18 protein-coding genes are annotated in these 24,549 nt (G+C 66.3%); 13 read left to right on the top strand and 5 right to left on the bottom strand.

What is annotated here, in order from left to right; all coding sequences use genetic code 11:
* Nucleotides 1-7 precede the first annotated feature (7 nt).
* Together CBW66_RS03935 and CBW66_RS03930 are read right to left on the bottom strand one after the other, a co-directional pair.
* A complete protein-coding gene (locus CBW66_RS03935; RefSeq protein ID WP_086137129.1) occupies nt 8-1,204 on the bottom strand; it encodes a DUF418 domain-containing protein in 1,197 nt (398 codons plus the stop codon).
* Nucleotides 1,201-1,803 carry a TetR/AcrR family transcriptional regulator gene (locus tag CBW66_RS03930; protein ID WP_086137128.1) on the bottom strand — a complete coding sequence of 201 codons (603 nt, stop codon included), beginning with the start codon at nt 1,801-1,803 and terminating at the stop codon, nt 1,201-1,203. Before CBW66_RS03930 ends, CBW66_RS03935 begins: the two co-directional genes overlap by 4 nt.
* Before the next feature lie 214 nt (nt 1,804-2,017).
* Here CBW66_RS03930 and CBW66_RS03925 point away from each other — a divergent pair, with 214 nt between their 5' ends.
* The 13 genes from CBW66_RS03925 to CBW66_RS03865 all read left to right on the top strand — a co-directional run bounded on the left by CBW66_RS03925 (nt 2,018) and on the right by CBW66_RS03865 (nt 19,774).
* Entirely contained in the window at nt 2,018-3,460 is a 1,443-nt protein-coding gene (locus CBW66_RS03925) for an IgA Peptidase M64 (protein WP_086137127.1), read from the top strand.
* A 430-nt stretch (nt 3,461-3,890) separates the two neighbouring features.
* Entirely contained in the window at nt 3,891-4,076 is a 186-nt protein-coding gene (locus CBW66_RS03920) for a hypothetical protein (RefSeq protein ID WP_086137126.1), read from the top strand.
* On the top strand, nt 4,073-4,858 hold the full coding sequence (gene fabI, locus CBW66_RS03915) for an enoyl-ACP reductase FabI (RefSeq protein ID WP_086137125.1): 786 nt from the start codon (nt 4,073-4,075) through the stop codon (nt 4,856-4,858). Before CBW66_RS03920 ends, fabI begins: the two co-directional genes overlap by 4 nt.
* Nucleotides 4,859-4,868: 10 nt before the next feature.
* The gene (locus tag CBW66_RS03910) at nt 4,869-6,314 is read left to right on the top strand and encodes an efflux transporter outer membrane subunit (RefSeq protein WP_086137124.1); all 1,446 of its coding nucleotides are present in this window, start codon (nt 4,869-4,871) and stop codon (nt 6,312-6,314) included.
* An 18-nt stretch (nt 6,315-6,332) separates the two neighbouring features.
* Nucleotides 6,333-7,406 (top strand): HlyD family secretion protein, encoded by a 1,074-nt coding sequence (locus CBW66_RS03905; protein WP_086137123.1) that lies wholly within the window; start codon nt 6,333-6,335, stop codon nt 7,404-7,406.
* A 2-nt stretch (nt 7,407-7,408) separates the two neighbouring features.
* On the top strand, nt 7,409-10,156 hold the full coding sequence (rbbA, locus tag CBW66_RS03900) for a ribosome-associated ATPase/putative transporter RbbA (protein ID WP_086137228.1): 2,748 nt from the start codon (nt 7,409-7,411) through the stop codon (nt 10,154-10,156).
* A gap of 1 nt (nt 10,157) precedes the next feature.
* On the top strand, nt 10,158-11,282 hold the full coding sequence (locus tag CBW66_RS03895) for an ABC transporter permease (protein ID WP_086137122.1): 1,125 nt from the start codon (nt 10,158-10,160) through the stop codon (nt 11,280-11,282).
* Between the two features lie 47 nt (nt 11,283-11,329).
* Nucleotides 11,330-13,594: a DUF3141 domain-containing protein gene (locus CBW66_RS03890; protein ID WP_086137121.1), complete on the top strand. Its 2,265-nt coding sequence runs from the start codon at nt 11,330-11,332 to the stop codon at nt 13,592-13,594.
* Between the two features lie 9 nt (nt 13,595-13,603).
* Nucleotides 13,604-15,019 (top strand): bifunctional enoyl-CoA hydratase/phosphate acetyltransferase, encoded by a 1,416-nt coding sequence (locus CBW66_RS03885; RefSeq protein ID WP_086137120.1) that lies wholly within the window; start codon nt 13,604-13,606, stop codon nt 15,017-15,019.
* Complete coding sequence (locus tag CBW66_RS03880; protein ID WP_086137119.1) at nt 15,016-16,233, top strand: acetate/propionate family kinase; 1,218 nt, start codon at nt 15,016-15,018, stop codon at nt 16,231-16,233. The genes CBW66_RS03885 and CBW66_RS03880 overlap by 4 nt, the downstream gene beginning before the upstream one ends.
* Nucleotides 16,234-16,437: 204 nt before the next feature.
* Nucleotides 16,438-16,914 (top strand): hypothetical protein, encoded by a 477-nt coding sequence (locus CBW66_RS03875; protein WP_086137118.1) that lies wholly within the window; start codon nt 16,438-16,440, stop codon nt 16,912-16,914.
* 164 nt (nt 16,915-17,078) lie between these two features.
* On the top strand, nt 17,079-19,394 hold the full coding sequence (locus tag CBW66_RS03870; RefSeq protein ID WP_276206263.1) for a M43 family zinc metalloprotease: 2,316 nt from the start codon (nt 17,079-17,081) through the stop codon (nt 19,392-19,394).
* A 26-nt stretch (nt 19,395-19,420) separates the two neighbouring features.
* Nucleotides 19,421-19,774 (top strand): hypothetical protein, encoded by a 354-nt coding sequence (locus CBW66_RS03865; RefSeq protein ID WP_139841570.1) that lies wholly within the window; start codon nt 19,421-19,423, stop codon nt 19,772-19,774.
* Here CBW66_RS03865 and CBW66_RS03860 read toward each other — a convergent pair.
* The 3 genes from CBW66_RS03860 to CBW66_RS03850 form a co-directional block, all read right to left on the bottom strand.
* Nucleotides 19,765-19,953, bottom strand: a complete 189-nt coding sequence (locus CBW66_RS03860; RefSeq protein WP_205701106.1) for a helix-turn-helix transcriptional regulator — start codon at nt 19,951-19,953, stop codon at nt 19,765-19,767. The genes CBW66_RS03865 and CBW66_RS03860 overlap by 10 nt on opposite strands.
* Before the next feature lie 199 nt (nt 19,954-20,152).
* A complete protein-coding gene (parC, locus tag CBW66_RS03855) occupies nt 20,153-22,507 on the bottom strand; it encodes a DNA topoisomerase IV subunit A (protein ID WP_086137115.1) in 2,355 nt (784 codons plus the stop codon).
* Between the two features lie 48 nt (nt 22,508-22,555).
* Nucleotides 22,556-24,475 (bottom strand): J domain-containing protein, encoded by a 1,920-nt coding sequence (locus tag CBW66_RS03850; RefSeq protein WP_086142958.1) that lies wholly within the window; start codon nt 24,473-24,475, stop codon nt 22,556-22,558.
* Nucleotides 24,476-24,549 lie beyond the last annotated feature (74 nt).

Here is a 24,549-nt window from a genome sequence, read left to right as displayed (position 1 = left end):
CGGCGCGCTAGCGCCGCCAGCGCGGCCACGCGGCGATCGTCAGGGCCCGCAGCAGCCACTCGACGGGGCCATAGGCGTGGCCGCGCAGCCACCAGCGGCTCAGGGGCAGCTGCAGGCTGAAGATAATGACGGCCAGCGCCAGGGCGCCCAGCGGCGAGACGCCGCCCATCAGCCGCATGCCATATGCGAGGAACAGCCAGGCGCAGACGCTCGATTGCAGCAGGTAGTTCGACAGGGCCATGCGGCCCGTGTCGGCCAGCAGCGCAAACAGCGTGCCATCGCGCAGCCGCTCGAACAGGGCCAGCGCCAATGCCAGGTAGGCGCCGGCCAGCAGCGGCGCGCTCGCCAGGCCCACGGCCAATCCCGCCACCTGCCATGCCTGGCTGTCGCCATACACGGAGGTCCAGGCATAGAAAACGGCGCCGGGCAATCCCGCCAGCGCGCCGGCCCGCAGCAGGCGGCGGCGCAGCGGCAGATAGTCGGCCGCGTGCAGCAGCATCTCGCGCTTGCCTGCGGCCAGGCCGCACAGGAACATGGCCAGCGCGCACGGCGCCTGCACCAGCAGCAGGACGATCCAGATGTCGCTCAGTTCGCGCAAGTGCTGATGGACGACGGCGGCCGGCGTGGCGCGGTAGGCGGCCAGCGCCGTTGCCGCCTTTTGCGCCATCGCCACGGCGTTGTCCGCCGCGTCGCCCGCCGGTTGCAGGCTTTGCAGCCAGGCCATGCCTGCCCAGAAGGCCGCGCAGACGGCGACGAGAGTGAACGCCAGGGACAGCGCCTGGCGTTCGCCGCAGCGGTGCAGCGCCAGCAGCACGATGCCCAGCACGGCGTAGGTGGTCAGTATGTCGCCATGAAACAGCAGCACGGCATGCAGGGCGCCGATCAGCCACAGGCCCGCCTGCCGGCGCAGCATGCGTGGCACGAACGGCGCCTCGGCGCGCGCGGCCGCCTGCATCTGCAAGGTGAAGCTGTAGCCGAACAGGAAGGAAAACAGCAGGTAGAACTTGGTCTCGAACAGCAGCGCGACGAGGAAATGCGTGGCGCGGTCGACGCCGCCGTGAAAGGCGGGATCGGTCAGGCCCAGGCCGAACCACGGCGTGGCGAAGGCGCCGATATTGACCACCAAAATGCCGAACAGGGCGCAGCCGCGCAGGGCGTCGACATCGGCGATGCGCGTGGGTCGGGTTTGCACGGCGGCGCTCATGCCAGGGCAGGGCGCAGGAAGCGCGCCAGCAGCAGGTGCAGGCTGGCGCGCTGCGCCAGCGGCGCGTAACCGGGATCGACGGCGACCCGGTTGAAGATGCCGTCGATCAGCGCGGCGATCCAGCCGGCCGTTTGCGCGGGGTCCAGCGCGGCGTCGATCTGGCCCTGTGCGGCCGCCTCTGCCAGCAAGGTTTGCAGGCCGCCGCGCAGGCTGGCGTCGTTGCGCGCCACCCTGGCCGCTATGTCCGTGTCGCGCATCGCCTCGGCGGCAATATCCAGCGCCAGTCCCGCAAAGTCCCCGTCGGCCGCCAATGCCAGCACCAGGTCCATGAACTCGAGCAGGGCGCCGTACGCATCGGCGCTGCCTTGCACGCCGGCGAAATAGGCGGCCGTCTCGCTGCCTTCCTGGTCGACGATGGCGGCGATGATGGCTTGCTTGGTGGGGAAATAGTGAAACAGGTTGCCAGGACTCATGCCCGCCTGCGCGCAGATGGCAGCGGTGCTGGTCTGGTGAAAGCCTTTGCGCGCGAAGCAGTGGCGCGCGGCCGCGAGAATGGCGTCGCGTCGCGCCGCGTGTTTGCCGGGATCGATGGTGCGCATGGTGGTTGGCTGTCCTTTTATTTAATCGACTAGTCAGTCTAATATAAAGGGATTGCGTGGCGCGGTCAAGCTGGTGGGGGAAATGGATGCTTTGCAGTGACTATTCCTGTCGCTACAATGTGCCGCACCGGATTTTTCCATGCCCGCCGCTGGCGCCGCTGTTTGTTCGGAAAACCGCTTCTTTTACCCGTTTTTCTACCGTGTTAGGAATGAGATGCAGCAGACCCCGATCCGATCCCTTCTGTGCGCGCTGGCGCTGGCCGCCGGCATCGTCCCCGCCGCGCAGGCCGATAATGCCCCGCTGCCGGCCACCATGCGCCTCGATTACCAGCACAGCGGCAATGCGCTGGGCGAGCATTATGCGGTCGAGCGCGTGCTGGTCGAGCCCCTGCCATGGCCGGGTAACCTGGCGCGCCCCATCGACGACAGCAACCGCGGCAACAATATGCTGGAAGTGGTCGACATCAAGTCGGGCAAGGTGCTGTACTCGCGCGGCTTTTCCACCATCTTCGGCGAGTGGGCCAGCACCGACGAAGCGAAAACCACCACGCGCGCCTTCCAGGAGTCCGTGCGCTTCCCGCAGCCCGAGCACCCCGTGCGCGTGCGCATCCTCAAGCGCGACGAGCGCGGCCTGTTTTCCATCGTGTGGAGCACCGACGTCGATCCGGCCGCGCAGGACGTGATCCGCAAGCAGCCGCCGGCGCCCGTCAAGCCGATCCCGATCCGTGTCGAAGGCCCCTCGTCCGAGAAGGTCGACCTGCTGATCATGGGCGATGGCTACACGGCCGCCGAAATGGGCAAGTTCGAAGCGACGGCGCGCAAATTGGCCGAGCACCTGTTTACCGTCTCGCCATTTCGCGAGCGGGCCAAAGACTTCAATGTGTGGGCCATGGCCGCGCCGACGCAGGAATCGGGCGTGTCGCGCCCATCGACGGGCGTGCACCACGCCTCGCCGCTGGGCACGCGCTACGACATCTTCGGCAGCGAGCGTTATGTGCTGACGACGGACAACCGCGCGCTGCGCGACCTGGCGCAATACGCGCCGTACGAATTCATCGAAATCCTCGTCAATAACGATACCTACGGCGGCGGCGGCATCTTCGGCCAGTTCAGCACGGCGGCAGCGAACAACGACTGGGCCAATTACCTGTTCGTGCATGAATTCGGCCACCATTTCGCCGGCCTGGCCGACGAGTACTACACTTCGCCCGTGGCCTACCAGTCGAATGGCGAACGGCAGGAGCCGTGGGAGCCGAACGCCACGGCGCTGCGCGATCCTGCCAAGCTGAAATGGAAGAGCCACGTCAAGGCCGGCACGCCGCTGCCGACGCCATGGCCGAAGGAAGCCTATGACAGCCATGCGCGCGAGTACCAGAAGCAGCGCGCCGCCCTGCGCGCTGCCAACCGCCCGGAAAGCGAAATGAGCGCCTTGTTCAAGGCCGACCTGGCATACACGCAGCAGCTGTTCTCGAAGGCGCCGCAGCGCCATGCGGTGGGTGCCTTCGAAGGCGCGAACTACGAATCGTCCGGCTACTACCGGCCAGAGATGCAATGCATCATGTTCGACCGCAGCGAGACTTTCTGCTCCGTATGCCAGGATGGCATCAGCACCATCATCGATCTGTACTCGCGTCCCGCCCCGGCCGCGGGAAAATAATGCCGTTCATGCCTGTCCTGTAATGCATGGTGGGCCATGTTGCAACGCAATAGCATGGCCCCCTTCCTGCCTCTCCCTGCCGTTTGCCTTCCGTCACTGCGCGGCGCCGCTGGTTTTCCAGGTCATTGCCATGGTTGCCGGCATGCGCCCTTTTTCTTCGCGCCAGCCCTAAAATATTGCCAAATTAGCATCGGCGCACGCTTGCCTGAAAAATATTTCATTTAGATAATATTGCGGTAAAATTTGACTTACATCAATGCTGCATTGCCGCAATCGCACTTATAGTTGACCTAGCTCAAAACGATAAGCATGCGGACCGGACTCATCGCGAATCACGTATCTAAATGCTGTAGAGTAATTTTCGCCCTGTACCAGTTCCCCGAGAATGCACTGGTGCCGGCCTCGAATTTCAGTGACGGAAGCCAGATTCATGAAGATGCAGACCCTCGCGCCTGACGCGTGCAATACCTTACACCCCCATACACCGATTGCCTTGCCGTATGCGCGCGCCGGCGGCGTGACCCTGGCCATGAGCGCCGCCGCCATGCATGCCGGCGCGGTGCGCTGCGTGCATGCGGCCACGCCGTGGCCCGCTCTGCGTCCGGTCCCGGCATGACGGCCGACTTGCGCCCGCACTTGCCCCTGCAGGGCAAGCGGGGGCTGGTGGTGGGCATCGCCAATGCGCAAAGCATCGCCTGGGGCTGCGCCAGCGCCCTGCGCGCGGCCGGTGCCGAACTGGCCGTGACCTGGCTCAATGACAAGGCCAGGCCGCACGTGGAGCCGCTGGCGCTGCAGGTGCAGGCGGCCATCATGGCGCCGCTCGACGTGTCCGTGCCGGGCCAGCTCGAAGCGCTGTTCGCGCAGATCGAACGGCAGTGGGGGCGGCTCGATTTCCTCGTCCATTCCATCGCGTATGCGCCGAAACAGGATTTGCATGGCCGCGTGACGGACAGTTCGGCCGACGGCTTTGCCCAGGCGATGGACGTCTCCTGCCACTCCTTCCTGCGCATGGCCAGGCTGGCCGAACCGCTGATGCGGGACGGCGGCAGCCTGATGACCATGAGTTATTTAGGCGCGGAGGAGGTCATCGCCGACTATGGCCTGATGGGTCCCGTGAAGGCGGCGCTGGAATCGTCCGTGCGCTACCTGGCGGCCGAACTGGGGCCGCAAGGCATTCGCGTCAACGCCATCTCGCCGGGGCCACTGGAGACGCGGGCCGCTTCCGGCATCGCCCATTTCGACCGCCTGATGGCCGACGCCATCGAGCGCTCTCCCATGCGCCGCCTGGCCACCATCGAGGACGTGGGCGCGCTGTGCGCCTTCCTCGCCGGCGACGGCGCGCGCGCCATCACGGGCGGCACCCTGTACGTCGATGGCGGCTACAACATTCTGAATTGACTGGAAGACGATGACCATGGCTGTTTCTACTTTGCCCAACCGCGCCAGGATGGCCGCGCTGGCCACCACGCTGGCCCTGGCCGGCTGCGCCTCGCTGGCGCCGCCGTATGCGCCGCCGCCGCTGCCCGTGGCGGCGCAGTATCCGGAAACCGATCCGGCCGGCGCGCAGGCGCCCGACGTCGCCTGGCAAGCCTACTTTGCCGATGCGCGCCTGCAGGCGCTGATCGCGCAGGCGCTGGCCGGCAACCGCGACATCCGTATCGCCGCCCTGCGCGTGGAAGAGGCGCGCGCCGCGTATGGCATCCAGCGCGCGGAGCAGTTCCCCACCATCGCGCTGGGCGCCTCCGGCAGCCGCGCGCGCGTGCCGGCCGACCTGAGTCCGACGGGCCGCGCCATGACGAGCGCGCAGTACCAGGCGGGCTTGAACGTGAGCGCCTGGGAACTCGATTTCTGGGGCCGGGTGCGCAGCCTGAAGGACAGCGCGCTGCAAACCCTGCTGGCCAGCGACGAGGCGCGCCGCGCCGTCGGCGTGGCCCTGGTGGCGCAGGTGGCGAATGGCTACCTCGGCTTGCGCGAACTCGACGAGCGCGTGGAACTGGCGCGCGCCACCGTCGACAGCCGCGCCGAATCGCTGCGTATCTTTACGCGCCGCTTCGAGGTGGGGGCGATTTCCAAGCTGGATCTGACGCAAGTGGAAACCCTGCTCAGCCAGGCCCTGTCGCTGTCGGCCCAGCTGGAGCAGGCGCGCGCCGTGCAGGCGCATGCGCTGGCCCAGCTGGTGGGCGGCCCCGTCGACCTGGCGCCGGTCGCTGGTGAGGTGCGCCGCTTCGACGACGCCAGCGTGCTGCAGCCGCTGCATGCGGGCCTGCCTTCGGCCTTGCTCACGCAGCGTCCCGACCTGATCGCCGCCGAGCACCAGCTGCGCGCCGCGCAAGCCAATATCGGCGCCGCGCGCGCCGCCTTCTTCCCGACGATTTCGCTGACGGCGGGTTATGGCACGGCCAGCGCGGAGTTGAGCGGCCTGTTCGACTCGGGCAGCGGCGCCTGGAATTTCGCGCCGCGCCTGGTGCTGCCGATCTTTGACGCGGGCCGCATCCGCGCCAATATGGACCTGGCCGAGGTACGCCGCGACGTGGCCGTGGCCAATTATGAAAAAAGCGTGCAGGGCGCCTTCCGCGAAGTGGCCGACGCGCTGTCGAACCGGCGCTGGCTGGCGCTGCAGGTCGACATCGGCAAGACGACCCTGGCCGCGCAGAGCGAACGCGCGCGCCTGGCCAAGCTGCGCTACGACAATGGCGCCGCGCCCTACCTGGAAGTGCTCGATGCGCAGCGCGACCTGCTGACGGTCGAGCAGCAGCTGGTGCAGACGCGCCGCGCGCTGCTGTCCAGCCAGGTCAGCCTGTACGCCGCCCTGGGCGGCGGCGCACCCGCACCCGCCGCCGCTTCCACCCACTAATTTGATCGCCCCGACACCATGACTCCACAACTGAAGAAAAAACTCATTCCCGCGGCGCTCGTCGTGGCCGTTCTCGTGCTGGGCTACGTGGCCTGGCAAAAAATGCGCCCCACGGGCCCTGGCGAAGGTTTTGTCAGCGGCAATGGGCGCATCGAAGCGACGGAAGTCGATGTCGCCACCAAGCTGGCAGGCCGGGTCAAGGAGATCCTCGTGCGCGAGGGCGACTTCGTCAAGGCGGGCCAGCCGCTGGCCACCATGCAGGTCGACTCGCTGACGGCCCAGCGCGACGAGGCGCGGGCGCGCCAGCAGCAGGCGCTTGACGCCGTGGTCGGCGCGCAGGCGCAGGTGGCCGTGCGCGAAAGCGACAAGGCGGCCGCGCTGGCCATGGTGGCGCAGCGTGAAAGCGAACTCGATGCGGCCAAGCGCCGCCTGGCCCGTTCCGAAACCCTGTCGAAGGAAGGCGCTTCCTCGGTGCAGGAACTCGACGACGACCGCGCCCGCGTGCGCAGCGTCGCCGCCGCCCTGAATGCGGCCAAGGCGCAGGTGACGGCGGCGCAGGCGGCCATCGATGCGGCAAAAGCGCAGGTGGTCGGCTCGCGTTCCGCCGTCGCCGCCGCCGAGGCGACCACCGCGCGCATCGATTCCGACCTGGCCGATGGCCAGCTGACGGCACCGCGCGACGGCCGCGTGCAATACCTGGTGGCGCAGCAGGGCGAAGTGCTGGCCGGCGGCGGCAAGGTGCTCAACCTGGTCGACCTGTCGGACGTCTACATGACCTTCTTCCTGCCCGAGACGGCGGCGGGCAAGGTGGCGATGGGCGGCGAAGTGCGCCTCATCCTCGACGCGGCGCCCAATTACGTGATTCCGGCGACGATTTCCTTCGTCGCCGCCAGCGCGCAGTTCACGCCGAAGACGGTGGAAACGGCCAGCGAGCGCCAAAAACTGATGTTCCGCGTGAAGGCGCAGATCAGCCGCGAGCTGTTGCAAAAGCACCTGGCCCTGGTCAAGGTGGGTTTGCCCGGCGTGGCCTGGGTGCGCCTTGATGCGAAGCAGCCATGGCCCGCTGAACTGACGGCGAAGGTTCCGCAGTGAGCCTGGACGTGACTTCCTTTGTCGTCAGCATCAAGGGCGTCAGCCAGCATTACGGCAAGACGGTGGCGCTCGACGGCGTCGACCTCGACGTGCCGGCCGGCCGCATGGTGGGGCTGATCGGCCCCGATGGCGTGGGCAAATCGAGCTTGCTGTCGCTGGTGGCCGGCGCGCGCGCCGTGCAGCAGGGCAGCGTGATGGCGCTGGGCGGCGACATGCAGGACGCGCGCCACCGCGACGATGTCTGCCCGCGCATCGCCTACATGCCGCAAGGACTGGGCAAGAATCTGTATCCGACCCTGTCGGTCGAGGAAAACCTGCAGTTTTTCGCGCGCCTGTTCGGCCATGACGCGGCCGAGCGCCGCCGCCGCATCGACCAGCTGACCCGCAGCACGGGCTTGCAGCCGTTTCTGGCGCGCCCGGCGGGCAAGCTGTCGGGCGGCATGAAGCAGAAGCTGGGCCTGTGCTGCGCCCTGATCCACGATCCCGACCTGCTCATTCTCGATGAGCCGACCACCGGCGTCGATCCGCTGGCGCGCGCCCAGTTCTGGGACCTGATCGCCGGCATCCGCCAGCAGCGTCCGCAAATGAGCGTGATGGTGGCCACCGCCTACATGGACGAGGCGCAGCGTTTCGACTGGCTCGTCGCCATGGATGACGGCAAGGTACTCGACACGGGCACGCCGGCCGAACTGCTGGCGCGCACAGAAAGCGGCAACCTGGAAGCGGCCTTCATCAAGCTGCTGCCCGAAGCCAAGCGCGCGGGCCACCAGCCCGTCGTGATCAGCCCGCTGGACGCCGCCAGCGCGCAGGACGTCGCCATCGAGGCCAAAGACCTGACCATGCGCTTCGGCGATTTCACGGCCGTCGACCATGTGAATTTCCGCATCGGCCGCGGCGAAATCTTCGGCTTCCTGGGCTCGAACGGCTGCGGCAAGTCGACCACCATGAAGATGCTCACGGGCCTGCTGCCGGCCACCGAAGGCAAGGCCTGGCTGTTCGGCAAGGAGGTCGATTCCAGCGATATCGACACGCGCCGCAGGGTCGGCTACATGTCGCAGGCGTTTTCCCTGTACAGCGAATTGACGGTGCGCCAGAACCTGGTGCTGCACGCGCGCCTGTTCCACGTGCCGGAAAACGAGATCCCGGCCAGGATCGACGAAATGGCGCAGCGCTTCGACTTGCGCGCCGTGATGGACGACTTGCCCGACAGCCTGCCGCTGGGCATACGCCAGCGCCTGTCGCTGGCCGTGGCCATGGTGCACAAGCCGGAAATGCTGATCCTCGACGAACCGACGTCCGGCGTCGACCCGATCGCGCGCGACAATTTCTGGCGCCTGATGATCGAACTGGCGCGGCGCGACCGCGTCACCATCTTCATCTCGACCCACTTCATGAACGAGGCCGAGCGCTGCGACCGCATCTCGCTGATGCATGCCGGTAAAGTGCTGGTCAGCGATGCGCCGGCTGAGCTGGTGCGCAAGAAGGGCGCGCCATCGCTGGAAGCGGCGTTCATCGCCTACCTGGAAGAGGCGGGCGGCGGCACGGCGGCGGCGCAGGATAGCGACGCGGAAGCGCCCGTGCGGAAGGCGGAAGCGGCCGCACCGCAACAGCAACACCGGCGCAGCCGTTTCAGCCTGAGCCGCATGCTCAGCTATATGTGGCGCGAGACGCTGGAGTTGCGCCGCGACCCCGTGCGCCTGACCCTGGCGCTGGGCGGCTCCGTGCTGCTGCTGTTCGTCATCGGCTTCGGCATCAGCCTGGACGTCGAAGACTTGAGCTACGCGGTGCTCGACCACGACCAGACCACCCTGAGCCAGAATTACACGAACAACCTGGCCGGCTCGCGCTACTTCGTCGAGCGCCCGCCACTGCGCGATTATGCCGATATCGACAAGCGCATGCGCAGCGGCGAACTGTCGCTGGCCATCGAGATTCCACCGGGCTTCGCGCGCGACGTGCAGCGCGGCGCGCCGGCGCAGGTGGGCGCGTGGATCGACGGCGCCATGCCGATGCGCGCCGAAACCGTGCAGGGCTACGTGCAGGGCATGCATCAGCTGTGGCTGGCCGACCAGGCCTTGCACCGCTACGGTATCACGATGCGCAATCCCGTCGCCATCCAGACGCGCTACCGCTACAACCCGGATGTGAAAAGCCTGCCCGCCATGGTGCCGGCCGTGATTCCCTTGCTGCTGCTGATGCTGCCGGCCATGCTGGCGGCGCTGTCCGTGGTGCGCGAAAAGGAACTCGGTTCCATCATCAACCTGTACGTGACGCCCGTCACGCGCCTGGAATTCTTGCTCGGCAAGCAGGTGCCGTACGTCGTGCTGGCCATGTTCAACTTCATCCTCATGGCCCTGCTGGCGGTCACCGCCTTCGGCGTGCCGATCAAGGGCAGCCTGCCGACCCTGATCGGCGCCACCTTCCTCTTCAATATCTGCGCCACGGGCATCGGTCTGTTCGCCTCGACCTTTACGCGCAGCCAGATCGCGGCCCTGTTCGTGACCATGATCGGCACCATGATCCCGGCGATCCAGTTTTCCGGCCTGCTCAACCCCGTCTCGTCGATGGAAGGCGTGGGCAAGGCGATCGGCCTGATGTACCCGGCCACGCACATGCTCAATATCAGCCGGGGCGTGTTCAACAAGGCGCTGGGCTTCGGCGACCTGCACGCCTCGTTCTGGCCATTGCTCGTCGCCATACCTGTGATCCTCGGCGTGACGGTGGCGCTGCTGAAGAAACAGGAGAGCTGATATGCGCCACCTTGAAAACATCTACCGCCTGGGCGTGAAGGAAATCTGGAGCCTGATCCGCGACCCGATGATGCTGATCCTGATTCTCTACACGTTCACTTTGGCCATCTACGTGGCTGCCACGGCCAAGCCGGAAACCCTGCACATGGCCTCGATCGCCATCGTCGACGAGGATGGCTCGCCGCTGTCCGCGCGCATCGCCTCGGCCTTCTTCCCGCCCCAGTTCACGCCGCCGGCCATGATCAACCAGAGCCAGGTCGATGCGGGCCTCGATGCGGGCCGGTACACCTTCGTGCTGACGATCCCGCCCAAGCTGCAGGCTGACGTGCTGGGCGGGCGCCAGGCGGAATTGCAGCTGAACGTGGACGCCACGCGCATGAGCCAGGCCTTCAGCGGCAGCGGCTACATCCAGCAGATCGTCGCCGGCGAAATAGCCGAATTCGCCAAACGCTACCGTGGCACGACCGTCTCGCCCGTGGAGTTGGTGATGCGCGCGCGCTTCAATCCCTCGCTGAGCCAGGCGTGGTTTGGCTCGCTGATGGAGCTCATCAACCAGGTGACGATGCTGTCGATCATCCTCACCGGCGCGGCCCTGATCCGCGAGCGCGAACACGGCACCATCGAGCATTTGCTGGTGATGCCCGTGACGCCGGCCGAGATCATGCTGGGCAAGGTCTGGTCGATGGGCCTGGTGGTGCTGCTGGCCGCCGCCCTGTCGCTGAACCTGGTGGTGCGCGGCATGCTGCACGTGCCGATCGAAGGCTCGATCGCGCTGTTCCTGTGCGGCGCGGCCCTGCACCTGTTCGCCACCACGTCGATGGGCATTTTCCTCGCCACCGTGGCACGCAGCATGCCGCAGTTCGGCATGCTCTTGATCCTTGTGCTGCTGCCGCTGCAGATGCTGTCGGGCGGCAGTACGCCGCGCGAGAGCATGCCGCAGCTGGTGCAGAACATCATGCTGATCGCCCCCACCACGCATTTCGTCGAATTGAGCCAGGCGATTCTGTACCGGGGCGCCGGCATCGACGTGGTATGGAAACCGTTCCTGGCCCTGCTGGCCATCGGCACGGGCCTGTTTGCCTTCGCGCTGGCGCGCTTTCGCAGGACCATCAGCCAGATGGCGTAGCCCCCGCGCCGGAATGGTCCGGCGTTTTTTGCATGAAAAGGATAGCCATGAAGATCGAAGCTGCACCATTTTTCTCCACCGGCGGCTTGCCGTCGCTGGGTGTGCTGGGCGACTATGCGCGCGACTCGTGGCAGCGCATCGTGCTGTACGCGGACGTGATGCGCCGGCGCGGCAACCAGTACCAGGAGCACCTGGCCGAGGAAGTGCCGAACGTGCTGGACTTCCCCGCCGAACTGGTGATGTCGGGCCTGGAGCTGGCGCGCCCCGTCAACTACGGCCTGGCGCGGATACTGACACCCGATGCGCCCGAGCCTGATCCATCGAAGCGCCCTTTTGTCGTCGTCGATCCGCGCGCGGGACACGGTCCCGGCATCGGCGGCTTCAAGGCCGAGAGCGAGATCGGCGTGGCCCTGCGCGCCGGCCATCCGTGCTACTTCATCGGCTTCCTGCCCGATCCCGTGCCGGGACAGACGGTGGAAGACGTGATGCACGCGGAGGCGGCCTTCCTGGAAAAAGTCATCGCCTTGCATCCGCAGAGCGAGGGCAAGCCCGTCGTCATCGGCAATTGCCAGGCTGGCTGGCAAATCCTCATGACGGCGGCCATGCGCCCGGAGCTGTTCGGCCCCATCATCGTGGCCGGCGCGCCCGTGTCTTACTGGGCCGGCTGGCATGGCCGCAATCCGATGCGCTACGCGGGCGGCCTGATGGGCGGCAGCTGGGCCACGGCGCTGGCCGGCGACCTGGGCAACGGCCGCTTCGACGGCGCCAGTCTGGTGCAGAATTTCGAAAAGCTCAACCCGGCCAATACCCTGTGGAGCAAGCAGTACAACCTGTACGCGAACATCGATACGGAAGCGCCCCGCTACCTGGAATTTGAAAAATACTGGGGCGGCCACGTCTTCCTCAATGACGTCGAGATGCAGTACATCGTCGATAATCTGTTCATCGGCAACCGCCTGGCCACGGCCGAATTGATCACCGCCGACGGCGTGCGCCTGGACTTGCGCAATATCCGTTCGCCCATCGTCGTGTTCTGCTCGAATGGCGACAACATTACGCCGCCGCCGCAGGCGCTGGGCTGGATCACGGACCTGTACCGCGATGACAAGGATGTGCTGATGCACGACCAGACCATCGTGTACGCCGTGCACGACAGCATCGGCCACCTGGGCATCTTCGTCTCGGCCAAGGTGGGACACAAGGAACACCAGAAATTCGCCAGCAATATCGACCTGATCAACCTGCTGCCGGCCGGTATCTATGAAGCGCGGATCGTCGACAAGACGCCCGACACGCCGAACGCCGATCTGGCCAGCGGAGATTATGTGCTGCAGGTCGAGCACCGCGGCATCGAGGACGTGCGCGCCATCGTGCAGCCCAGCGTGGAAAACGACCGCAAGTTCGCCGCCGCCGCGCGCGTATCCGAGGTGAACCTGGCCTTGTACCGCACGTTCGCGCAGCCGTGGGTGCGCGCCATGGTCACGCCGCAGACCGCGCGCTTCCTGCAGCTTGCGCATCCGCTGCGCGTGTCGTACGAGCGCTGGACCGATCACAATCCGCTGGCCAGGCTGGTGGCCAGGGAGGCGGAGAAGGTGCGCGCGCACCGCCAGCCGGTATCGACCGACAACCCGCTGCTGGCCATGCAGGAAGCCGTTTCCGGCGCCATCACGGCCGGCTTGAACGGCTGGCGCGACTGGCGCGACATGCTGCAGGAAACCACCTTCGACCTGGTGTACGGCTCGCCCCTGGTGCAGGCGCTGACGGGACAGTCCATCGGCGATGCCACGCCGCCGCGCCCGCATCCGGGCATCTCGCCCGAGCATTGCGAATACGTGCGCTGCGAAACGCGCAAGATGGACGAGGACATGCAGCGCGGCGGCCTGGTGGAAGCGGCCGTGCGCGCGCTGTTCTACATCTACCGCTTCCGCATGATCGCCGACGAGCGCAGGGTCAACCTGGCCCTCAAATTGATCAAGCCGCAATACCGGCAGGAGGTCGGCATGGAAGAATTCCGCGGCATCGTGCGCCAGCAGGCGCGCCTGATGCTGCATGATTTCGACGCCGCCATCGCCGCCTTGCCCGTCTTGCTGTCGCGCGCCGACCCGGACGACATCGGCGCGCTGGCCGAATGGCTGCAGCAGGTGCTGCAAGTGCCCGAGGCGCCGACGCCGGACGAGGAAGCGAGCCTGCAGCAGATGCTGGACGTCTTCGACCGCGCGATCAAGGCGCAGGCGAAGGCGCTGCCGCCGGACGTGCGCGCATCCCATGCCGGACCCAAAGCCAAACCGGCCAAACACATTACCTCTGCCTAGAAGACCACGATGACTACTACCCAAGACGACGATCTGAATATCGTACGTAACCGCACCTTCGACCAGATCGCCATCGGCGACACCGCCAGCATCACGCGCACCCTGAGCATGGACGATATCGCCCTGTTCGCCGTGATGTCGGGCGACGATAACCCGCAGCACCTCGATACGGAATTTGCCGCCGCGACCCGCTACCAGGGCGTGATCGCGCACGGCATGTGGGGCGCCTCCCTCATTTCCGCCGTGCTGGGCACGCGCCTGCCCGGCGCCGGCACGGTCTACACGGGCCAGACCCTGCGCTTTTTGCAACCGGTGCGCGTGGGCGATACCTTGGCCATCAGCGTCACCGTCACGGCGCGCGAGCCGCGCAGCCGCCACGTGACCCTGGCTTGCCGCTGCGTCAACCAGCATGGCGCCGTGGTGCTCGACGGCGAGGCGCAGGTGATCGCGCCCGCCGAGCAGATCGAGCGGGCGCGCGCCACCCTGCCCGAAGTGCGCCTGCATAACGGCGACGGCACGCGGCGCCTGCTCGAACACGCGCGCACCCTGGGGCCGATCCGGGTCGCCGTGATCCACCCCTGCGATGCACTGAGCCTGTCGGGCGCGCTGGACGCGCATGCGGCCGGCCTGATCACGCCCGTGCTGGTGGCGCCGCGCGCGCGCCTGGAAGCGGTGGCGTTGGAGGCGGGCCTGAGCCTGGCCGGCATCGTCATCGAGGACGTCGAACATAGCCATGCGGCCGCCGCGCGCGGCGCCGAGCTGGCCGGCAAGGGAGAAGTGGAAGCCTTGATGAAGGGCAGCCTGCACACGGACGAACTGATGTCGGCCGTGCTATCGGCCAGCGCCGGCCTGCGCACCAAGCGCCGCATCAGCCACTGCTTCCTGATGCAGACGCCCGCCTATCCGCGCCCCTTCATCATCACGGATGCGGCCATCAATATCGCGCCCAACCTGGCCATGAAGGCCGACATCGTGCGCAACGCCATCGACCTGGCGCACGTGATCGGCGTGGCCCAGCCGCGCGTGGCCATCCTGGCCGCCGTGGAAACGGTGAACGCGGACATGCCGGCCACCCTGGACGCTGCCGCCCTGTGCAAGATGGCCGACCGGGGACAAATTACCGGCGCGATCCTCGACGGCCCGCTGGCCTTCGACAATGCCGTCTCGATCGCCGCCGCCACCGTCAAGGGCATCGTCTCGGAAGTGGCGGGCCGCGCCGACATCCTGCTGGTGCCCGACCTGGAAAGCGGCAACATGCTGGCCAAGCAGCTTGAATACATGGGCGACGCGGACAGCGCCGGCATCGTGCTGGGCGCGAAGATCCCCGTCATCCTCACCAGCCGCGCCGATTCGCGCGCCAGCCGCATCGCCTCGTGCGCCATCGCCGTGATGCTGGCCAATCACTACCGGAGCACGCCGCCATGAACGCGCCAATCACCCACGCCGACGGCACCCTGATCCTGGTGCTCAATTGCGGCTCGTCGAGCATCAAGTTCGCCCTGTTCGAGCAGGCGGACGGCGTGCTGCCGCAGCAGGCGCAATGGAGCGGCAAGGTCGAAGGCATCGGCCGCGAAAACGCCACCTACCGCGCCGGCGGCCTGCCGGCGCTGGCCCTGCAGCTGGACCCGGTGCAGCCCCATCACGCTGCCCTCGAATACATCCGCGCGCAAGTCGTGGCGCAGCTGGCCGGGCGTCCCTTGCGCGCCGTGGCGCACCGCGTGGTGCATGGCGGCAGCAAGTATTTCGCTCCCGTGCGCATCGATTTTGCCGTGCTGGCCGACCTGAAAAGCTATGTGCCGCTGGCGCCCCTGCACCAGCCGTTTGCCCTGGAGGCGATCGAGGTGCTGCTCGAGTCGCGCCCCGACATCGCCCAGGTGGCGTGCTTCGACACGGCCTTCCACCACACGGTGCCGCAGGTCGAGCAGATGCTGGCCCTGCCTTACGATGCGTGGGAGCGGGGCTTGCGCCGCTATGGTTTCCACGGTCTGTCCTACGAATACCAGTCGCTGGTGCTGGAGCGGCGTTTTGGTGCTGCCGCGCGCGGCAAGGTCATCGTCGCCCACCTGGGCAGCGGCGCCAGCCTGTGCGCCATGGACAATTTGCGCAGCGTGGCCACGACCATGGGATTTTCCGCGCTCGACGGCCTGATGATGGGCACGCGCTGCGGTGCGCTCGATCCGGGCGCCGTGATCTACCTGATGGAAATCGAAAAGCTGTCGCTGGAAAAAGTGGCGCATGTGCTGTACCACGAGTCGGGCTTGCTGGGCGTGTCGGGCGTGTCGGCCGATCCGCCGGTCTTGCTGGCGCAGCAGGACCGGCAGGATGCCACGGGCGAGCGCATCCGCGCCGCGCTGGCTTTATATATCCGCCGCATCGTGCGCGAGATCGGCGCCCTGACGGCCGTGCTCGGTGGACTGGACATGCTGGTGTTTACGGCCGGTATCGGCGAGCACAGCGCCGAGCTGCGCCAGCGTATCTGCGCCGAACTGGGTTTTATCGGCCCCGTGCTCGATGGCGAGGCCAATGCGCGCAACGCCAGCCGTATTTCCAGCGATGCCAGCCGCATCGTGGTGGGCGTGGAGCCGGCCAACGAGGAGTGGGTGGCGGCGCGCCACGCGGCCTTGGCCGTCAGCATGTAAGCCCATGCGCTGCTCGACGCGAAATTTGCCGATTTGCACATATTTCTCGTTGAGTGCGCTAACGCACTGTGTGGTTTGCCTATTCTCTTTACTATGAAGTCATGCCATTGCGCTACCTCAGAAACAGCGCGATGCCTGGCAAATTTTGAACATTTTGCCCGCCTTTAGTAAGAATAAAATTAAACCATATTGAAAGGACTCATCATGAACAAATTACTCGCCGCCCTGATCGCTACCCTGTTTGCCACCGCTGCCATCGCGCAAACGGCGCCAGCCACCCCAGCCGTTGCCAGCGCCCAGGCATCTGCGCAACATGACATCAACAAGGCTGCCAACAAGGAAGCCAAAGTCGATGCGAAGGCTGACGCCAACGTCGCCAAGGCCGAAATGAAGGCAGACGAAAAGAAAGCCGACGCCCAGCACAAGGCCAATAAAACCAAGGCCAAGGCTCACGACAAAGTGGTCGATGCCGATGCGGAAGACAAGATGAAGGCGCAAGCCAAGGCTGACAAGGCTGCCGCCAAGGCCGATGCGAAAGCCACCAAGGCTGCCGTAAAAGCCGATGCCAAGGTCGCCAAGGAAAAAGTCGAAGCGAACGCCGACAAAGCCCTCGCCGCCACCAAGACGGAAGAAGCCAAGGCCAAGGCCGACGCTGAAGTCAAGGCCGCCGCCGCCAAGTAATTCCCCGTTTGCGGGCCACGGCCTGCAAGCCAAAAAGACAGCTTCGGCTGTCTTTTTTTTCGTCTGCCACTTTTCCCGGGCACCGCTTGCCAGTCTTGATCTGGCGCAAATGCTCCTCTTTTCGCCGTGCCATAGTGAACTGGCCAACAGACGAAGGAGACATCATGAGCACCGCTAAAACGAAAAAATCACCGGCCACCGGTTCGGCGGAAGGCGCGCCGGCCATGCAGTCCATGCCGGTCGAGGGCGACGTGCATGCCGACACCGATGCGGCCGGTGCCGGCGCCATGCCGGGGCCGCGCCTGGGCATGTCTTACGCAGACCAGGCCGCCACCCATGTCGCAGCTGGCAGCGCGGGGAGCATGCCGGGCGGCGGCATGCAGCAGGCATCGCAGGGCATGGCCGGCGCCAGTTGCATGCACGTGGGCGATGGCGGCGGCATGGGGGGCGACCGCGATGGCGGGGGCGGCGCAGGCGGCATGGGCGGCGACGGTGGCGGCCAGGGCGGCGGCACGCCGCAGGTGCGCACCTGCGCCACGATGGACGTGCATCGCCGCCTGCTGACGGAAGATCCATCGTATGCGAGCGTGCGCGCCGATATTGAAAACCTGGCCGGTCTCTACGAGGGCGACGGCAGCATTGCGGCACGTTCCGGCGTGACGCAGATACCGGTGGTCGTGCACGTGGTGTGGAATACGGCCGCGCAGAATATTTCGGATGCGCAGATCGCCAGCCAGATCGATGTGCTGAACCGTGATTTCCGGCGCGTCAATCCGGATGTGAACAGCACGCCGGCGCCATTTTTGCCGCTGACGGCCGATGCGCGCGTGGAATTCGCGCTGGCCACGACCGATCCGAACGGCGCGGCCACCAGCGGCATCGAGCGGCGCCAGACGACGGTGGCCTCGTTTGGCGCCGACGATGCCGTCAAATCGCAGGCGACGGGCGGCATGAATGCCTGGCCGGCCGACACCTACCTGAATATCTGGGTCTGCCAGCTGGGCGGCGGCCTGCTCGGCTACGCGCAGTTTCCCGGCGGCCCGGCCGCCACCGACGGCGTGGTGATCCTGCAATCGGCCTTCGGCACGACGGGCACGGCGGCGCCGCCGTTCCACCTGGGGCGCACGGCCACGCACGAAATCGGCCACTGGCTGAACCTGAACCATATCTGGGGCGACGACGGCACCGGCTGCTCGGGCACGGACAACGTGGCCGATACGCCGAACCAAGGCGGCCCGAACACTGGGCAACCTTCGTTCCCGCACATTTCCTGCAGTAACGGGCCGAATGGCGACATGTTCATGAACTACATGGATTATGTCGACGATCCCGCCATGTTCATGTTCACGGCGGGCCAGGTGGCGCGTATGCAGGCCTGCCTCGACGGTCCGCGCGCCAGCATCGGCACGGGAACGGGCGGCACGGGCGCCACGCCGCGCCAGAGCTCCTCCCCCGTCGTGGCCTGGGGCGCGAACCGCCTCGACGTCTTCGTGCTGGGCACCGACCGCGCGCTGTACCACAAGGCCTGGAACGGCACGGCCTGGGCGCCGTCCGTCACCGGCTATGAAGGGCAGGGCGGCATCTGTACCAGTGCCCCGCAGGTGGTGTCGTGGGCGCCGAACCGGCTCGACGTATTCGTCACGGGCACCGATAGCGGCTTGTTCCATAAATGGTGGAACGGCACGGCCTGGGGACCGTCGCTGACCGGCTATGAAGCGATGGGCGGCTTGTGCGTGGGCGACCCGCGCGCCGTGGCCTGGGGACCGGACCGCCTCGACGTGTTTGTCGTCGGCACGGACCGCGGCCTGTATCACAAGTGGTGGAACGGGTCCGCCTGGGGGCCTTCGCTGACGGGCTACGAAGCCATGGGCGGCATCTGCCTGGGCCAGCCGGAAGCCGTGGCGTGGGGGCCGAACCGCCTCGACGTCTTCGTCATCGGCACGGACCGGGCCCTGTACCACAAGTGGTGGAACGGCACGGCCTGGGGACCGTCGCTGACGGGCTACGAGCGCCTGGGCGGCATTTGCACTTCGTCGCCGAAGGCGGTGGCCTGGGGACCGAACCGCCTCGACGTTTTTGTTACGGGCACCGATGGCGCCCTGTACCACAAGTGGTGGGATGGCGCCAAATGGGGGCCGTCCAACGATGGCTTCGAACGCCTGGGCGGCATCTGCGTGGGCGAAGTGGAAGCCGTATCGTGGGCGCCCAACCGGCTCGACCTGTTCGTCATCGGCACCGATAGCGCGCTGTACCACAAGGCGTGGAACGGCAGCGCCTGGACGCCGTCGCTGACGGGCTTTGAAAGCCTGGGCGGCGTATGCACCTCGCGTCCGCGCGCCACGGCCTGGGCGCCGAACCGCCTCGACGTGTTTGTCACGGGGACGAATGGCGCGCTGTTCCACAAGGCGTGGAACGGCACGGCCTGGTCGCCCTCGGTGAGCGGCTATGAAAGCCTGGGCGGCGTGGTATCGTGTTTCTGACGTCAATGCGTTAAACGGGAGGCGGCATGCACGGTATGACAACGGCTTTGCCCAGCGGCAGCTGGACCCATTCCTTCGAGGAGGATGCCGATGGTATCGAGGTGTACCGGCCCACGGCCACCTTCGCCTTTCCTCCCAGCCGCAAGGGGCGCAAGGTGCTGGAGTTTGGCGCGCCGGCTGGTGCCATGTCGCCGGGAGACGCGACATGGACGAGCATGGCGCCCGGTCCCGATGACCGTCCCCGCGCCGGACCACCTGTCCGGCTGGTGCCGCTGGGCATGGGGCGCTATGCCCTGGGGGACGCCGCAGGGAAGCAGGACGTGATCGATATCGTTGAAGCCACGCCCGAGGTGCTGCGCCTGGCGCGGCATCAGGGATGACCCCGGAGCTTGCTGGCGAGCGCCGTGCGGTTGCCCACGCCCAGCTTCTGGTAGATCGCATGCAGCTGGTTGCGCACGGTGGCCGGCGACTTGCCCAGTTCCCTGGCGATGCTTTTATACGGCAAGCCCTCTATCGCCATGGCCGCCACCAGCCGTTCGGCCGGCGTCAGGCGCTGCATGGCCACCTGCCTGAAACGTTGTTTGTCATCGCTGTTCTCCTGTATGGGGCGGCACGCCGGCGGCATGCCTGCAGGGATAACGGGAACATGGGACATATCTGCAAAATTATCTGTAAGACGGGTTTTCCCGTTGCCGCCACGCGGCGATGGGCGAAAAAAAAGACAGGCGAACCTGTCTTTTTGTCTTGCTTGATGGCGGTCAGCCGATGGCTGCCATGGACACCGGTTTCAGCTTGGCCGCCAGCGCCTTGCCCTTCTTGGCGCGCTTGCCGAAGTGCTCGGCCAGGGCCGTGGCGCCCAGCGATGCCTCCTGCGGTTTCGAGGCCCGGCCGATGCCCGAGACGACCACGCCGCGCTGCGTGATCGGCTGCACGGCCAGCAGCTTGTCCTTGGCATCGAGGTCGATCAGTTTCACGCCCGTGCCGCCCTTGGACAGGGTTTTCATTTCATCGAGGCCGAACACCAGCAGGCGCGCGCCTTCCGTCAAACAGGCCAGGGCGCTGGCCGCTTCGGGGATGACTTTCGGTTCCAGTGGCACGTCGCCATCGTCCAGGGTGATGAAGGCCTTGCCGCCTTTCAGACGGCTCGTCATGTCGCCCGCCTTGGCGATGAAGCCGTAACCGGCGTTTGAGGCCAGCAGCAAATTGGTGGCGCCATTGCCCGCAAAGTAGTGCAGGATGCGCACGGCATTGCCCGGCGTGCCGCCGCTCAGGTCGCACAAGGTGGTGATCGGCACGCCGTCGCCGCGCGCGTTGGGCAGCGCCGAGACAGGCACCGAGTAGATCTTGCCGTTGTTGCCAAAGCCCAGCAGGGTGTCGACCGTGCGGCACTCGAAGGCGCCATGCAGGCTGTCGCCCGCCTTGAAGGTGAACTGCGCCGCATCGTGGCCGATGCCCGTGCGTGCGCGCACCCAGCCTTTTTCCGAGATGATGACGGTGACCGGTTCGTCGACCACTTTTTGCTCCGCGACGGCTTTCTGCGCTTCCTCGATCAGGGTGCGGCGCGCGTCGCCGAACTGCTTGGCGTCCGCTTCGATCTCGCGGATGATGGCGCGCTTCATCGAACCCGGGTTGTCGAGCAGGTCTTGCAGCGATTTTTCTTCCTTGCGCAGCTCGGCCAGTTCCTGCTGGATCTTGATCGTTTCCAGGCGCGCCAGCTGGCGCAAGCGGATTTCCAGGATATCGTCGGCCTGGCGTTCGGACAGCTTGAACGCCTCGATCAGGGCCGCCTTCGGTTCATCCGAATTGCGGATGATCTGGATCACCTTGTCGATATTGAGCAGGATCGCTTCGCGTCCTTCCAGGATATGGATGCGGTCCTTGACCTTGCCCAGCTTGTAGCCGGTGCGGCGCGTGACGGTCTCGAAGCGGAAGTCGATCCATTCGCGCAGGATGTCGCCCAGGCCTTTCTGGCGTGGACGGCCATCGCCGCCTATCATCACCAGGTTGATCGAGGTCGACGATTCCAGCGACGTATGCGCCAGCAGCATCAGCATGAATTCCGTCTGATCCTGGTTTTTCGACTTCGGTTCGAATACCAGGCGCACGGGCGCGGCGCGGCCCGATTCGTCGCGGATGGTGTCGAGCGAGTTGAGGATCAGTGCCTTCAGGGCCACCTGGTCCGGCGACAGCGCCTTCTTGCCCAGCTTGATCTTCGGATTCGTCAGCTCTTCGATTTCTTCCAGCACCTTCTGCGACGAGGTGCCCGGCGGCAGTTCCGTCACGACGGCTTGCCACTGGCCGCGCGCCAGTTCCTCGATCTTCCAGCGCGCGCGCACTTTCATGCTGCCGCGCCCGCCCGCATACATGTCCTGGATTTGCGATGGCGGGGTGATGATCTGGCCGCCGCCGGGGAAGTCGGGGCCGGGCATGATGGCCATCAGTTCGGCGTGCGTGATCTTCGGATCGCGGATCATGGCGACGGCTGCTTTCGCCACTTCGGCCAGGTTGTGCGACGGGATTTCCGTCGCCAGGCCCACGGCGATGCCGGAGGCGCCATTGAGCAGCACCATCGGCAGGCGCGCCGGCAGCAGCTTCGGTTCTTCCGTCGAACCGTCGTAGTTGGGCTGGAAGTCCACCGTGCCCATGCCGATTTCATCCATCAGCAGCCTGGCGATCGGCGTCAAACGCGCTTCCGTGTAACGCATGGCCGCCGCGCCGTCGCCGTCGCGCGAGCCGAAGTTGCCCTGGCCATCGATCAGCGGGTAGCGCAAGGAAAAATCCTGCGCCATGCGCACCAGCGCGTCGTACACGGACTGGTCGCCGTGCGGATGCAGCTTACCGAGCACGTCGCCGACCACGGCCGCCGATTTGCGCGGCTTCGCCGTGGCATTCAAGCCCAGCTCGTTCATCGCATACAGGATGCGGCGCTGCACCGGCTTCTGGCCATCGCATACGTCGGGCAGGGCGCGGCCCTTGACGACGGAGATGGCGTAATCGAGATAGGCTCGCTCGGCAAAGGTGGACAGGGTCAGCGCTTCGCCGTCGAATACCGGTTCATCCGGCTCGATCGGCTCAGGCTGGGCATCGTCAAATAAATTGGTTTGTGTGGACATGGCGCTTGTTTCGGTGTTAAGTGGTTGCGGTTGAATTCATGGAGCTGATTATGACAGCCCGGGTCGGGATAAGGCGGCGCCGTAGCGCAGATAGATGCAGCGTAGGGTGAAATACAGCACGATCAGGGCCAGTTCGACGCCGTTATGCATCATCGACATGGCGCGCACGGGCGCGGCCTGGCCCGCCAGCAAAAAGCTGCCTAGGGACGGCACCAGCACCAGCGGCCAGACCGTCCGCCAGCGCAAATCGCTGGGCGAGATCAGCAGGCCGGCGCACGACCAGGCATACAGCGCGGCGCCGAGCGGCACGGCTGGCAGCAGCTGCAGATACAGGGGCAGCAGCAGGGCGGCGCAGCCGACCAGCCATGCCACGCGCAGGCGCGGCAAACGCGCCGCGGGCAAGCCGCATTCCTCATACAGGCCGCCGGCGCTGCGCAAGGTCAGCAGTAACAGGCAAAACATCATGGGCATGCCATTGGCGATGACGAGTGCCGCGGAGCCTGTGCCGTTCATGAACATGGCGGCGACCAGCGCCAGGCCCAGCGCAGCGGCGAGCAGCACGCCGTTGAGCAGTTGGCGGTTCATGGCATAGGCCAGCAGCGCCGAGGCGCACAAGCCCACCGAGGTGGCGATGCGCAGCGCCTCGCCCCGTTCGGGCAGGAACAGCGATAGCGCCAGCAGCACGTAGGGCACGATCCAGGCCAGATGCAGCAGCCCGTGACGCTGCCGCAGCACGGGCAGGCATTCCAGCAATGCTTCCTGCAGCGCGTGCAGGCGCGCGAACAGGGGCGCGGGCCAGCGCAGCGCGTGCATGGCCAGCAGGGCAAAGGCCAGCGCCTGGCATCCCAGCAGGCTGGCATACGCGCCCATGTCGCCTAGGCTGACGTCGGCGACCTTGAACAGGCTGGACAGGATGAGGTGCAGCACGAAGCCTAGACCCGCCGAGGCGAAGGCCGTCTGCTTGAAATAGCGGCGCGAAAAAACCGCCTGTTCCCATTGTTCGAACAGGTCGATGTCGAGTTTGTAGGCCAGCATTTCGGCGTGATGCCAGCGTATCGTCTGCAGCAGCTCGCGCAGCTGCAGGTTGAATTTTTTGTCCAGCATCTGGCGCGCATAGGCCGACGGTGGCTGCTGCGACAGGATGCAGTCCAGGCCGGGATAGCTGTCGCGGTTGTCGTTGAAATGGGCGAACGAGCGGTCGGCCCGGTAGCGCTGCACGGCAGCGCGCACCAGGTCGCCATGGCGGCGCGCCAGGTAGGAAAAATCAAATTCCCAGCCCAGTTGCTCGAACAGGGCGTTGCGCAACGACAGCTCATAGCCGGCGCTGGCGCAATAGCGCAGCGCGCACAGATCGAATTCCTCGCGCACGTCGAGGTTGAGCAATTCCTCGCGCTCGAGGAAGCCGGCCAGCAGCGTGGCCGCGTCGCGGCGTCGCGACTGCTCCAGGAATGCCTGCCACAGGCTGGCGCCTTCCTGGACGGGATCGATGGCGACCACGCCCCATTGTTCCGGCGGCCGTGCGCGTTCCCGCGCTGCTTCGTCGGGGACGCCCCACAGCTCCGCAGGCGCTTCCTGATGTTCCTGTCCTGCGTCGGCGATCACGCCCCACAGTTCAGGCTGTGCTTCCGCGGGCGCTTCGTCGGCCGGCGCTTGCTCCTGCAGTGGCACGGCTGCCGCCAGGCCGGCGTCTGTTTGCCAGCCGGACGCGGGCGCCGCAGAGAGATCCGCCGGATCCGGCTCCGCCAGTTCAGCCGCTGGTGTGGCGTGCATCTGCGCCAGCTCCGCGGCAAAGCGCGGTGCATGGCGCAGCGCATATTCATAGGCGTCGCGCAGTTGCTGGAAGGCGGCCGGGTCGTCCTCGGGCCGCGTTACCTTCAGGCGTTTCGCGTAGGCGCGCTTGATGGCGCGCTCGTCACCCGTCGGCGCCGTGCCGAGGATGTCCCAAAGGCTGCGCTCAGCGCCATGCATGCCGCCGTCCATCAGACGTCGCTCCCGTTACGGGACAGGTCGGGTGTAGTGGCTTGCTTGGGCATGGGCGCGCG

It is taken from the genome of Janthinobacterium sp. GW456P (assembly GCF_002127655.1).
GTDB lineage: Bacteria > Pseudomonadota > Gammaproteobacteria > Burkholderiales > Burkholderiaceae_D > Janthinobacterium.
The sequence above is the reverse complement of the archived record's forward strand: the minus strand, read 5'-3'. Positions and strand labels throughout refer to the sequence as shown.